At 62.8% G+C, this 11,942-nt stretch carries 9 protein-coding genes; 7 read left to right on the forward strand and 2 right to left on the reverse strand.

Features of this window, described 5'->3' with window-relative positions; all coding sequences use genetic code 11:
* Positions 1–23 precede the first annotated feature (23 nt).
* The gene (locus JV551A3_RS10645; RefSeq protein ID WP_133970767.1) at positions 24–3,320 is read right to left on the reverse strand and encodes a PAS domain S-box protein; all 3,297 of its coding nucleotides are present in this window, start codon (positions 3,318–3,320) and stop codon (positions 24–26) included.
* Between the two features lie 62 nt (positions 3,321–3,382).
* Positions 3,383–4,261: a LysR family transcriptional regulator gene (locus JV551A3_RS10650; RefSeq protein WP_112253314.1), complete on the reverse strand. Its 879-nt coding sequence runs from the start codon at positions 4,259–4,261 to the stop codon at positions 3,383–3,385.
* A 130-nt stretch (positions 4,262–4,391) separates the two neighbouring features.
* On the opposite strand from JV551A3_RS10650, the gene leuC reads away from it, so the two are divergent.
* The 7 genes from leuC (at position 4,392) to JV551A3_RS10700 (ending at position 11,537) form a co-directional block, all read left to right on the forward strand.
* Entirely contained in the window at positions 4,392–5,825 is a 1,434-nt protein-coding gene (gene leuC / locus JV551A3_RS10655; RefSeq protein WP_013971600.1) for a 3-isopropylmalate dehydratase large subunit, read from the forward strand.
* A complete protein-coding gene (gene leuD, locus JV551A3_RS10660; RefSeq protein WP_112253313.1) occupies positions 5,822–6,466 on the forward strand; it encodes a 3-isopropylmalate dehydratase small subunit in 645 nt (214 codons plus the stop codon). The genes leuC and leuD overlap by 4 nt, the downstream gene beginning before the upstream one ends.
* A 148-nt stretch (positions 6,467–6,614) precedes the next feature.
* Positions 6,615–7,379, forward strand: coding sequence for a class I SAM-dependent methyltransferase (locus tag JV551A3_RS10665; RefSeq protein ID WP_112253311.1), 765 nt, complete (start codon positions 6,615–6,617; stop codon positions 7,377–7,379).
* Positions 7,380–7,433: 54 nt separating this feature from the next.
* The gene (leuB, locus tag JV551A3_RS10670; protein WP_015269433.1) at positions 7,434–8,516 is read left to right on the forward strand and encodes a 3-isopropylmalate dehydrogenase; all 1,083 of its coding nucleotides are present in this window, start codon (positions 7,434–7,436) and stop codon (positions 8,514–8,516) included.
* 63 nt (positions 8,517–8,579) lie between these two features.
* Positions 8,580–9,692, forward strand: a complete 1,113-nt coding sequence (asd, locus tag JV551A3_RS10675; protein WP_112253309.1) for an aspartate-semialdehyde dehydrogenase — start codon at positions 8,580–8,582, stop codon at positions 9,690–9,692.
* Positions 9,693–10,759: 1,067 nt separating this feature from the next.
* Positions 10,760–11,164 (forward strand): TraR/DksA family transcriptional regulator, encoded by a 405-nt coding sequence (locus JV551A3_RS10695; RefSeq protein WP_003259022.1) that lies wholly within the window; start codon positions 10,760–10,762, stop codon positions 11,162–11,164.
* 178 nt (positions 11,165–11,342) lie between these two features.
* Positions 11,343–11,537: a hypothetical protein gene (locus JV551A3_RS10700; protein ID WP_112253275.1), complete on the forward strand. Its 195-nt coding sequence runs from the start codon at positions 11,343–11,345 to the stop codon at positions 11,535–11,537.
* The last annotated feature ends 405 nt before the right edge of the window (positions 11,538–11,942 follow it).

Raw genomic sequence — 11,942 nt, forward strand, 5'->3', positions numbered from 1 at the left:
CAGGAGTCGCATCCGCATCGGTTTCAGTAATCCGCCGGCGCCTCCAGCAACATCTGCCGAAACTCCGGCAACGGCAGCGGTCGGCTGTGCAAGTACCCTTGGTACAGGTGGCACCCCAGCCGTTCCAGGAACTCCAGCTGCTCGGTCAGCTCCACCCCTTCGGCAATCACCGCCAGGTCCAGGCTGCGGGCCATGGCGACGATGGCGCGGACGATTTCGGCATCGTTGGGGTCAACCGGTGCATCGCGCACGAAGGTCTGGTCGATCTTCAGCGCATCCACCGGCAGGCGTTTCAGGTAGGTCAGCGAGGAATAGCCGGTGCCGAAGTCATCCATTGCAAAGCTCACCCCATAGCGCTTCAGCTCGCGCATCTTGCTGATGGTGTCTTCCAGGTTCTGGATAACGATGCCTTCGGTAATCTCCAGCTTCAGCATGTGCCGTGGCAGGCGGTAATCGTCCAGGCTGCGTAGCACCCGCCCGACAAAGTCGTTCTGGCGGAACTGTCGTGGGCTGATGTTCACGCACAGGCTGAAATCAGCGGCGTCGATCAGCCCGTCGGCGAGCATGCGCGCGCAGGCATCGCACGCTTCATCGAGGATCCAGCTGCCAACCTCCAGGATCAGGCCGCTTTCTTCCAGCACCTGTATGAATTGCGCGGGCGGTTGCTGACCCAGTTGCGGATGGTGCCAGCGTAGCAGTACCTCGGCGCCGACGATGCGGTTGTCACGGGCATCCACCTGTGGCTGGAAGTGCAGCGCCAGTTCGCCGCGGGCCAGGGCCAGGCGCAGGTCGTTTTCCATGCGCAGGCGCTCGCTGGCAGCTTTCTGCATGGTGGTATGGAACAGCTGGGTAGTGTTGCGCCCGGAGTCCTTGGCACGATACAGGGCGATATCGGCACGCTTGAGCAGGTCGGCCGGGGTGGCGCCGTGGTCAGGGATCAGCGCTACGCCGATGCTGGGTGTTACCTGCAGGCGCTGGCCGTCCAGCGACATCGGCTCGGCCAGCAGTTCGCGCAGGGTGTCGGCCAGCCCGCGGACTTTCTCTTCGACCAGTTCGCGGCTGCCCTCAAGGCCGCTGAGCAATACCACGAACTCGTCGCCACCCAGGCGCGCCACGGTGTCTTCCAGGCGCACACTGGCTTCCAGCCGCGCCGTGATGATCTTCAGCACCGTGTCGCCCACCGGGTGGCCCAGCGAGTCGTTGATGTGCTTGAAGTGGTCGAGGTCGAGGAACAACAGGGCGCCGCGCAGGTTGTGGCGCCTGAGCAGGGCGATCTGCTGGCTCAGGCGGTCCATCAGCAGGGCGCGGTTGGGCAGGTTGGTCAGCGGGTCGTGGTAGGCCAGGTGACGTATCTGTGCCTGGGCGTTCTTCAGCTGGCTGACATCGCGGGCGGTCAGCAGCAGGCAGTCCACTTCGTTGAGGGTGATCGGCTCCACCGACACCTCTACGGTAAGGATATCGCCGCGCTTGTTGCGCCCGAGCATCTCGCGGTGGTGCACCCGCCCACGCTCGCGCAATTCGGCCAGCAGGGCGCTGCGCTGCTTGTCGTCGGCCCAGATGCCGATCTCGTACACCGTGTGGCCGACCACCTCGGCGGCGCTGTAGCCGGTCAGGCGGCAGAAGCCGTCGTTGATTTCCAGGTAGCGACCGCTATGGCGTTCGGTGATGGTGATGGCGTCTGGGCTGGAGTGGAAGGCCTTGGCGAACTTTTCCTCGCTGGATTTGAGCGCCGCTTCGGCGCGCTGCTGCTGGGTGATGTCGCGCAGGGTGGTCACGCTGCAGGGCTGGTCATCGACGGTGATGAGGCGGCTGGAAATCACGCAGGTCAGTGGTGCGCCATTGCGGTGGTTGACCACCACGGCGACGTTGCTCAGTGCCTGCTCGCGTATGACCCGCTCGATGCGTTGCGCGCGTTCGATGGACTCCGCCCACAGGCCGATTTCCTCAGCGGTGCGGCCGATCACCTGGTCGGTGCCCCAGCCGAAGGTCTGGGTGAACGCCGGGTTGATCTCGATGAACTGGCCAGTGTCCTGACGGGTGACGCAGATCGGGTCGGGGCTGACCTGGAACAGGCTGGCGAACTTCTCTTCCGAGGCGCTCAGGCGCTGTTCGCGTTCCACCTGGTCGGTGATGTCGAGCAAAGTGCCGGCCATGCGCAACGGGTTGCCCTGCTCGTCGCGGTACAGTCTGGCGCGGCTTTCGATGTAGCGCGAGATGCCGTTTTCCAGTTGTACCCGGTAGGTGATCTGGTAGTTGCCGGCAGGCCCTTCGCGCAGGCTGCGATAGGCCTGGCGCATCGAGTTGCGCTCCTGCTCCGGTACCCCCTCGAAAAACGCGTCGAACGATTCGTGAAAGGGGATGGGCGGCAGGCCGTGCAACTGCGCGGCGCGGGCCGAGCCGTAGAGCATGCCGCTGGGGATGTGCCAATCCCAGGTGCCCAGTTGTGCCGAGTCCAGGGCCAGGTCCAGGCGTTCCTGGCTGTCCTTCAGGGCTTGCTCGGCGCGCTTGCGTTCGGTGGTGTCGACGAAGGTGCTGATCAGGAAGGTCACGCCTTCCAGCTCGATGCCCTGGGTGCAGAGGATGCCGTCATGCACCTTGCCGCTGATGGCGCGGAACTGCACCTCGAGAATCAGCGGGCCACTGTTGGCGCGGGTCGATTCCAGCATCTGCTGGCGTTGTTCGGGGTTGACCCACAAGCCCAGTTCCAGGCTGGTCTTGCCGATCACCTGGCTGCCGGGCCAGCCGAACATGTCTTCGAAGTGCTGGTTGACCTCGAAGATCATGCCGTCGTGGCGGCGGGTGAGCAAAATGGCGTTGGGGCTGAGGTGGAACAGGGTGGCGAAGCGTTTTTCCGAATTGATCAGCGCCGTTTCCCGCTCGCGCTGACGGGTGATTTCGCGGATCACCCCGATCATCTGTGGCCGGCCGTGCAGGTCGTGGGTCAGGCTGCCGTTGATCTCCAGCCAGTGCAGGCTGCCGTCCGGCCAACGGATACGGTGGCGCATGGCCTGTTCCACCGGTTCGCCGTTGAACACTGCCTGGAACACCTGGCGCGTGCGCGCACGGTCTTCCTCGGGCAGCAGGTCGAGGTAGTCGATATCGGCGGGGAGCGGGCGCTGCGGGTCGAAGCCGAACAGGGCCTGGGTGCCCCGTGACCAGCTGACCCGGCCGCTTTCGATATCCCATAGCCAGGCACCCAGCCGGGCGCCGTTGAGCGCGGCCAGCAGTTGCGGGGCGTTCTGCCAGGCCTGTTCCGACTCCTGAGGGTCGGCCGCGGGTATGCGCGGCAGGCGCAAAAAGCGATTCGCTGATTTGGGCATCGGTACCAGACCTTTGGCGTATGACGCGTCCTTGGAGATGGCAATACCGGGCTTACGACCGGTCAGGCGGGCCCCGCGTGGCTGTCGAGCAAGGCCATGAATGCCCTGGCCGCGTTCGACAGCGTGCGCTCCGTGTGCAAGATGTAGCCTAGCTGGCGCGACAGCTGTATGCCCGGCAAGGCGATGGGTGCAACCTGTTCGTCGAGCATGGTGCGCGGCAGCACGCTCCAGGCCAGGCCGATCGACACCATCATCTTGATGGTTTCCAGATAGTTGGTACTCATGGCGATGTTCGGCGTCAGGCCCTGGCTTTCGAACAGGCGCTGGACAATATGGTGGGTAAAGGTGTTGCCGCCGGGGAACACGGCCGGGTGGCGGGCGACGTCGGCCAGGCTGACCTCATGGTTGTTGGCCAGTGGGTGCTCGGGTGCGGCGACGAAGTCCAGGGCGTCGTCCCATACCGGCACGGCCTTGACCAGATGGTGCGGCTCCGGCGCCAGGGTGATGACGGCAATCTCCGCGCGGCCATGCAGAATCTCGTCGTAGGCCTGCTCCGAATCCATGAACTGAATATCCAGTGCCACTGCAGGGTATTCACGAGTGAAGGCCCGCAGCAGCGGGGGCAGGCGGTGCAGGCCAATGTGGTGGCTGGTGGCCAGGGTCAGGCGACCGCTAACTTCCCCGGTCAGATTGGTCAGCGCCCGGCGGGTATCATCGAGCACATTGAGAATCTGGTAGGCCCGCGGCAACAAGGCGCGCCCGGCTTCGGTCAGGGTCACCTCACGGCCCAGGCGGTCGAACAGGCGCACATCCAGCTGCTGCTCCAGCCCGGCGATGCGCTTGCTGATGGCTGGCTGGGTCAGGTGCAGGCGCTCGCCGGCGCCGGAGAAGCTGCCGGTTTCGGCGATGGCGATGAAAGCACTGAGGTTGGCCAGGTCCATTGCTTGAATTCCTGATGGTTATGCAAAGCATGAAAATTATGAATTTGAGTTATTCAATCTATCGCCATAGCATCGTCCGTACAAGCCAAGGGGTCTTTGGCATAGAAAGACGCTGATGAGGAACAGTCTGATGGCTGGCAAAACGCTCTACGACAAACTCTGGGAAGCCCATGAGGTCAAGCGCCGTGATGACGGCTCGTCCTTGATCTACATCGACCGTCACATCATCCACGAAGTGACGTCGCCCCAGGCCTTCGAAGGCCTGCGCCTGGCCAACCGCAAACCCTGGCGCATCGACGCCAACATCGCCACGCCGGACCACAACGTGCCGACCACGCCAGAGCGCAAGGGCGGTATCGAAGCCATCGTCGACCAGGTGTCGCGCCTGCAGGTGCAGACCCTCGACGAGAACTGTGACGAATACGGCATCGTCGAATTCAAGATGAATGACGAGCGTCAAGGTATCGTCCACGTCATCAGCCCGGAGCAGGGTGCTACCTTGCCTGGCATGACCGTGGTCTGCGGTGACTCGCACACCTCCACCCACGGCGCATTCGGTGCCTTGGCCCACGGCATCGGCACCTCCGAGGTAGAGCACGTGCTCGCTACCCAGTGCCTGGTCGCCAAGAAGATGAAGAACATGCTGGTGCGCGTGGAAGGCCAGTTGCCTGCCGGCGTTACTGCCAAGGACATCGTCCTGGCCGTGATCGGCAAGATCGGTACCGCCGGTGGTAACGGCCACGCCATGGAATTTGCCGGCAGCGCCATCCGCGAATTGTCGATGGAAGGCCGCATGACCATCTGCAACATGTCCATCGAAGCCGGTGCCCGCGTAGGCCTGGTGGCCGTGGACGACACCACCGTTGCCTATGTCGAAGGCCGCCCGTACGCGCCGAAGGGTGAGCAGTGGAAGCAGGCGGTGGAGGCTTGGAAAGGCCTGGTTTCCGACGCTGACGCGGTGTTCGACACCGTGGTCGAGCTCGATGCTGCGCAAATCAAGCCGCAGGTCAGCTGGGGCACCTCGCCGGAGATGGTCCTTGCCGTCGACCAGCGCGTACCGGACCCGGCTGCCGAGCCAGACCTGATCAAGCGTGGTTCGATCGAGCGTGCCCTCAAGTACATGGGCCTCGCCGCCAACCAGGCGATTACCGACATCAAGCTCGACCGCGTATTCATCGGTTCGTGCACCAACTCGCGCATCGAGGACCTGCGCGCCGCCGCCGAAATCGCCAAGGGCCGCAAGGTAGCTGCCAACGTCAAGCAGGCGCTGGTGGTACCGGGCTCGGGCCTGGTCAAGGCCCAGGCCGAGCGTGAAGGCCTGGACAAGATCTTCCTCGAAGCCGGTTTCGAATGGCGTGAACCAGGCTGCTCGATGTGCCTGGCGATGAACCCGGACCGCCTGGAGAGCGGCGAGCATTGCGCGTCCACCTCCAACCGCAACTTCGAAGGCCGTCAGGGTGCCGGTGGCCGTACCCACCTGGTCAGCCCGGCCATGGCCGCCGCCGCCGCGGTGACCGGCCACTTCATCGATGTTCGCGAGTTGATCCAAGGGAGCGCAGCATGAAAGCCTTTACCCAGCACACTGGCCTCGTCGCGCCGTTGGACCGTGCCAACGTCGACACCGACCAGATCATCCCCAAGCAGTTCTTGAAGTCGATCAAGCGCACCGGCTTCGGTCCCAACCTGTTCGACGAGTGGCGTTACCTGGATGTGGGCCAGCCCTACCAGGACAACAGCAAGCGCCCGCTGAACAAGGAGTTCGTGCTCAACCACGACCGCTACCAAGGTGCCAGCGTGTTGCTGGCGCGCGAGAACTTCGGTTGCGGCTCCAGCCGCGAGCATGCCCCGTGGGCGCTGGACGAGTACGGTTTCCGCAGCGTGATCGCGCCGAGCTTTGCCGACATCTTCTTCAATAACAGCTTCAAGAACGGCTTGCTGCCGATCATCCTCAGCGATGAGGAAGTCGACGAGCTGTTCAAGCAGGTAGAAGCCAACCCGGGCTACCAGCTGGTCATCGACCTGCAGGCCCAGGCGGTGACCCGCCCGGATGGCAAGGTACTGCACTTCGAGATCGATGCGTTCCGCAAGCACTGCCTGCTCAACGGCCTGGACGACATCGGCCTGACCTTGCAGGACAGCGACGCGATCAAGGCCTTCGAAGGCAAGCACCGTGCAGCGCAGCCTTGGCTGTTCCGGGATGCCTGAAGTATGTAGGTGACAGTACCGGCCTCTTCGCGGGTGAACCCGCTCCCACAGGTACGGCGCAGGATTCGAAACCTGTAGAGGACCTGTGGGAGCGGGTTCACCCGCGAAAGGGCCAGTACAGGCAGCAAGAAACCAACAGGATCGAGACATGACCAGCACCCAACACACCGATGTGGTCCAACGCCAGTTCGGCGAACAGGCCAGCGCCTACCTCAGCAGCGCCGTGCACGCCCAGGGCAGTGAATTCGCCCTGCTGCAGGCCGAACTGGCAGGGCAGGGCGCTGCCCGCGTGCTGGACCTGGGCTGCGGTGCCGGTCATGTCAGCTTCCACATCGCCCCGCTGGTCGCCGAAGTGGTCGCCTACGACCTCTCGCAGGCCATGCTCGATGTGGTCGCCAGTGCCGCCGCCGAGCGCGGCCTGGCCAATATCACCACCGAGCGCGGTGCCGCCGAACGCCTGCCGTTCGCCGATGCCTCGTTCGACTTCGTCTTCAGCCGTTACTCGGCCCACCACTGGAGCGACCTGGGCCTGGCCCTGCGCGAAGTGCGCCGGGTGCTCAAGCCGGGTGGCGTGGCGGCGTTCATCGATGTGATGTCGCCGGGCAGCCCGCTGCTCGACACCTACCTGCAAACAGTCGAAGTACTGCGCGACACCAGCCACGTGCGCGATTATTCCGCCGCCGAATGGCAGCGCCAGGTCAGCGAGGCTGGTTTGCATGTGCGCAGCCACACCCGCCAGCCGCTGCGCCTGGAGTTTTCCAGCTGGGTCGAGCGCATGCGCACCCCCGAGCCGATGCGCGTGGCAATTCGCCAATTGCAGCAAGCCATGGGTGAAGAAGTGCGGCAGTATTACCAGATCGAGGCCGATGGTTCGTTCAGCACCGATGTGCTGGTGTTGTGGGCCGAGCGTTAAGAACTTTTCGGTGGGGCCCGCTTGGCCGCACCGCGTGAATGGATAGAGGAAAGCATGAGCAAGCAGATTCTGATTCTCCCAGGTGACGGTATCGGCCCGGAAATCATGGCCGAGGCGGTCAAGGTGCTGGAGCTGGCCAACGACAAGTTCCAGCTCGGCTTCAACCTGGAGCACGATGTGATCGGTGGCGCCGCCATCGACAAGCACGGCGTGCCGCTGGCCGACGAGACCCTGGAGCGTGCGCGCAAGGCCGATGCCGTGCTGCTGGGCGCCGTTGGCGGGCCGAAGTGGGACAAGATCGAGCGTGACATCCGCCCCGAGCGCGGCCTGCTGAAAATCCGTTCGCAACTGGGCCTGTTCGCCAACCTGCGCCCGGCCATCCTCTACCCGCAACTGGCCGATGCCTCGTCGCTCAAGCCCGAGATCGTTTCCGGCCTGGACATCCTCATCGTCCGCGAGTTGACCGGCGGTATCTATTTCGGTGCCCCGCGCGGCCAGCGCGAGCTGGAAGGCGGCGAACGCCAGGCCTACGACACCCTGCCGTACAGCGAAAGCGAAGTGCGCCGCATCGCCCGTGTCGGCTTCGACATGGCCCGCGTGCGTGGCAAGAAGCTGTGCTCGGTGGACAAGGCCAACGTCCTGGCTTCCAGCCAGCTGTGGCGTGAAGTGGTCGAGGATGTGGCCAAGGACTACCCGGATGTGGAACTGAGCCACATGTACGTCGACAACGCCGCCATGCAACTGGTGCGCGCGCCCAAGCAGTTTGATGTGATGGTGACCGACAACATGTTTGGTGACATTCTGTCGGATGAAGCTTCCATGCTCACCGGTTCCATCGGCATGCTGCCTTCGGCGTCGCTGGATGCCGACAACAAGGGCATGTACGAGCCGTGCCACGGTTCGGCGCCGGACATCGCAGGCCTTGGCATCGCCAACCCGCTGGCGACCATCCTGTCGGTATCGATGATGCTGCGTTACAGCTTCAATCAGTCGGCTGCCGCCGAGGCGATCGAGAAGGCCGTGAGCCTGGTCCTGGACCAGGGCCTGCGCACCGGCGACATCTTCTCGGAAGGCTGCCGCAAAGTTGGTACGCAGGAAATGGGCGACGCAGTAGTCGCAGCGCTGCGGAATCTGTAATCTCTCTGGCCCGCCACCCAAAATTCCCGGTGGCGGCCCACTTTTAGCAAAGGTGTAGTTGCGATGAAACGTGTAGGTCTGATCGGTTGGCGCGGTATGGTCGGTTCCGTGCTCATGCAGCGGATGCTGGAGGAGCAGGATTTCGACCTCATCGAGCCGGTGTTCTTCACCACCTCCAATGTTGGCGGCCAGGGCCCGAACGTGGGCAAGGATACAGCTCCGCTCAAGGACGCTTATTCGATTGAAGAGCTCAAGACCCTCGACGTGATCCTGACCTGTCAGGGCGGCGACTACACCAACGAGGTCTTCCCCAAGCTGCGTGAAGCCGGCTGGCAGGGTTACTGGATCGATGCCGCCTCGTCCCTGCGCATGCAGGATGACGCGGTGATCATCCTCGACCCGGTCAACCGCAAGGTCATCGACCAGCAGCTGGACGCGGGTACCAAGAACTACATCGGCGGCAACTGCACCGTCAGCCTGATGCTGATGGGCCTGGGCGGCCTGTTCGAAGCCGGCCTGGTCGAGTGGATGAGCGCTATGACCTACCAGGCGGCTTCGGGTGCCGGCGCGCAGAACATGCGCGAGCTGATCAAACAGATGGGTGCTACCCATGCAGCCGTTGCCGATGACCTGGCCAACCCGGCCAGCGCCATCCTCGACATCGACCGCAAGGTTGCCGAGACCATGCGCAGCGAAGCGTTCCCGACCGAAAACTTCGGCGTGCCGCTGGCTGGCAGCCTGATCCCGTGGATCGACAAGGAACTGCCGAACGGCCAGAGTCGTGAAGAGTGGAAGGCCCAGGCCGAGACCAACAAGATCCTCGGCCGCTTCAAGAGCCCGATCCCGGTCGATGGCATCTGCGTGCGCATCGGCGCCATGCGTTGCCACAGCCAGGCGCTGACCATCAAGCTGAACAAGGACGTGCCGCTGGCCGACATCGAAGGCATGATCAGTCAGCACAACCCTTGGGTGAAGCTGGTGCCTAACCAGCGTGAAATCAGCATGCAGGAGCTGAGCCCGACCAAGGTTACCGGTACCTTGAACGTTCCGGTTGGCCGCCTGCGCAAGCTGAACATGGGTTCGCAGTACCTGGGCGCGTTCACCGTTGGTGACCAGCTGTTGTGGGGCGCGGCCGAGCCGCTGCGCCGCATGCTGCGGATTCTGCTGGAGCGTTGATCGTTCCGGTCTGACCGAAAACCCGCGCTGGCGACAGTGCGGGTTTTTTTATATCCGAGCCACCCCAGCCCGCCAGGCTCTTGCTGGCTTTGGCTTTGGCTTTGGCTTTGGCTTTGGCTTTGGCTTTGGCTTCTAAGCGCGCGGTAGTTCAGGCGCCGCCGATTGCGACTTCAGGAGGCCGAACGAAGGGACTGCGGAGGGAGGTGACGGGCATGGATGCCCGTCAAGCGCTGAGGCCCCATGGATGGGGCCTGCAGCGCGTACTCCCGGGAGCAGGCCCGTAGCGAGGGGACCCCGGAGCGAAGCGGAGGGGCCGGATGATGGGAGCCGACGGTTTTTGGTTCCTTTTTGCCACGACAAAAAGGGACCCGCCGTAAGGGCGGAAAGGTGACTTGGCGCCACCATTGCAAATGAATGTCTACTCGATGTGAATGCCCACAGACAAAAAGCCAAAAGCTTAAGCGGCGGTTTTGATAGGGCGAACAGTCCATTTGCGATGGCGACGCATACTCACCTTTTCGCCCTTACGGCGAGTCACTTTTTGCCAAACGCGGCAAAAAGTAACCAAAAAACGCTGCGCTCCCATCATCCGGCCCCTGCGCTGCGCTCCGGGGTTCCCTCGCGCCGGTCTTGCTCCCGGGAGTACGCGCTGCAGGCCCCATCCATGGGGCCTCAGCGCTTGACGGGCATCCATGCCCGTCACCTCCCTCCGCAAGACCTCTGCTCGGCCTCCTGAAGTCGCGAAGATCAAGATCAAGAGCAAGAGCAAGAGCAAGAGCAAGAGCAAGAGCAAGAGCAAGAGCAAGAGCAAGAGCAAGAGCAAGAGCAAGAGCAAGAGCAAGAGCCAGAGCCAGAGCCAGAGCCAGAGCAGGGGGCGCCGACTGGCGGAATGTGGGCACCGGAAGCAAATTCGCACTCAATTGCAGTTGCTCCACGCGACGCGGCGCCTTAGACTGCCGCCCCCTGTAAAAGAGTGCCGGTTGGCGCTTGAAGAATTCCGCTGCCGATGCCAAGGCGTCGGCGGCACCGGGAATCGCCCAAATGCACATTTTTTCATAGAGAAATCGATGACCAAGGAACAGTTGCTGGCCATGTCGGCCGATGACTACATGAACGCTGACCAGCTGGCTTTCTTCGCTGGCCTGCTGCAGGCGATGAAAGTCGAAACCCATGAACGCATCGAGCTGAGCCGTGCCACCATCGAAGGCCTGGACACCCCGTCGGACCCTGCCGACGTGGCTTCGGTCGAAGAAGAGCGTAGCTGGCTGGTGAACGCCATTGACCGCGACCAGCGCCTGCTGCCGCAGCTGGAAATGGCCCTGGACCGTATTGCCGACGAAAGCTTCGGCTGGTGCGATGACAGTGGTGAGCCTATCGGCCTGAAGCGTCTGCTGATCAGCCCGACCACCAAGTACTGCATCGAAGCCCAGGAGCGCCACGAGCAGCTCGACCGCCACCAGCGCCAAGTGTAACCGCGCGCGGTGTGCCAAGCCCCACGGAGCGATCCCTGGGGCTTTTTGCGTTTCTTGCCGGCGGCGGTTTTGTTGCCCCCTACGTAACACTGCTATACCGGGATGCGCTGTTTCCGCGCCATAAGCAGGCGTATCATGACTTTATCGTTAGGGTGCTAATTAAATTCCGGAGGGAATGATGAATAGCCGGGTCGATGTAGCCGTGATGATTGGTTCGGGTGTGCCTGCCGCACTACGGGCGCTGGGTGTGCGCAACTGCTGGGTAGTGCTGGTCAATGGCGAACGCCGTGGCACCGCATTCGCCACCCGTGAAGAGGCGCTGGAGTGCCAGGCGGCCTGGCAGCAGCAGTTGAAGAAGGGCTTGGCTGCCTGAGCGCCGTGAGTGCTGTCGGCGAGTGAACGGGGTTGCTCAGGGCGTTCCCTGTAAGAAATGTACTTTACCTCTCGACGAATTTCGGTGTTTTCGTGCATATTCTTCCCCCAGTAATGCGCTGATGGATTGCAGGGCCCGTTCTCACGTGCGCTCTGGCATCACCTGCCGCATCTTTTCTGGCGGTTTTGTTGTCAGACATTACGCTTCCCGAATTGGGAATATGCCGAAAGCCTGTATTCGAGGCCAGATCTGGCAAGCCAGAGTAAAGATTCCTGCACGCTGCAGCGCCAGCGGGCACAGACATTTCGCATATCGCTTTATTATTCTTTCGCCTATCGATAAGAAATGACCGTGCCTCACCGAGCTTTGGGTGAGGGCGGGTTGTAACCGGTTGAGGATTACTTC

The sequence above is a fragment of the Pseudomonas inefficax genome, from assembly GCF_900277125.1.
Classification (GTDB): domain Bacteria; phylum Pseudomonadota; class Gammaproteobacteria; order Pseudomonadales; family Pseudomonadaceae; genus Aquipseudomonas; species Aquipseudomonas inefficax.

What these genes read in the sequence shown, in the direction of transcription:
- JV551A3_RS10700 (WP_112253275.1), top strand. Translation starts at nt 11,343, where the DNA reads ATGAATAGCCGGGTCGATGTAGCCGTGATGATTGGTTCGGGTGTGCCT.
- asd (WP_112253309.1), top strand. Translation starts at nt 8,580, where the DNA reads ATGAAACGTGTAGGTCTGATCGGTTGGCGCGGTATGGTCGGTTCCGTG.
- leuC (WP_013971600.1), top strand. Translation starts at nt 4,392, where the DNA reads ATGGCTGGCAAAACGCTCTACGACAAACTCTGGGAAGCCCATGAGGTC.
- leuB (WP_015269433.1), top strand. Translation starts at nt 7,434, where the DNA reads ATGAGCAAGCAGATTCTGATTCTCCCAGGTGACGGTATCGGCCCGGAA.
- JV551A3_RS10650 (WP_112253314.1), bottom strand. Translation starts at nt 4,261, where the DNA reads ATGGACCTGGCCAACCTCAGTGCTTTCATCGCCATCGCCGAAACCGGC.
- JV551A3_RS10665 (WP_112253311.1), top strand. Translation starts at nt 6,615, where the DNA reads ATGACCAGCACCCAACACACCGATGTGGTCCAACGCCAGTTCGGCGAA.
- JV551A3_RS10695 (WP_003259022.1), top strand. Translation starts at nt 10,760, where the DNA reads ATGACCAAGGAACAGTTGCTGGCCATGTCGGCCGATGACTACATGAAC.
- leuD (WP_112253313.1), top strand. Translation starts at nt 5,822, where the DNA reads ATGAAAGCCTTTACCCAGCACACTGGCCTCGTCGCGCCGTTGGACCGT.
- JV551A3_RS10645 (WP_133970767.1), bottom strand. Translation starts at nt 3,320, where the DNA reads ATGCCCAAATCAGCGAATCGCTTTTTGCGCCTGCCGCGCATACCCGCG.